Below are 315 nucleotides of genomic sequence, written 5' to 3'. Positions count from 1 at the left end.
GCTTCTTCCTGCACCTTCGCGGGGTCTTGCCGGTCTTTCTTCGGCATGGTGCGCTCGAGTTCGCGCAACTGGCACCGAGTCAGCGGCTGCTCGTCGGGAGACAACGTCATTCAATACTCCGATATAGATGGTGCTTGGTGATGTACTGTACGACACCGTCGGGTACCAAGTACCACACCGGAAAACCCCGGCCCACCCGGCCGCGTAAGTCAGTGGACGATATCGCTAGAGCCGGAACTTCCAAAAAGCTTACCTCTTCATGCGGCAAACCGGAAATGGAGAGCGGATGTCCGGGCCGCGAGACGGCGACGAAGT

The 315-nt window shown here is 58.7% G+C and carries 1 protein-coding gene; it reads right to left on the bottom strand.

The genetic code is table 11. The features are described 5' to 3' along the window. Positions 1-106 precede the first annotated feature (106 nt). The coding region (locus QCD70_RS18995) for a nicotinate-nicotinamide nucleotide adenylyltransferase (protein WP_367316754.1) at positions 107-315 on the bottom strand (209 nt) is incomplete at its 5' end.

It is taken from the genome of Agreia sp. PsM10 (assembly GCF_030433855.1).
Lineage (GTDB): Bacteria > Actinomycetota > Actinomycetes > Actinomycetales > Microbacteriaceae > Agreia.
The sequence above is the reverse complement of the archived record's forward strand: the minus strand, read 5'-3'. Positions and strand labels throughout refer to the sequence as shown.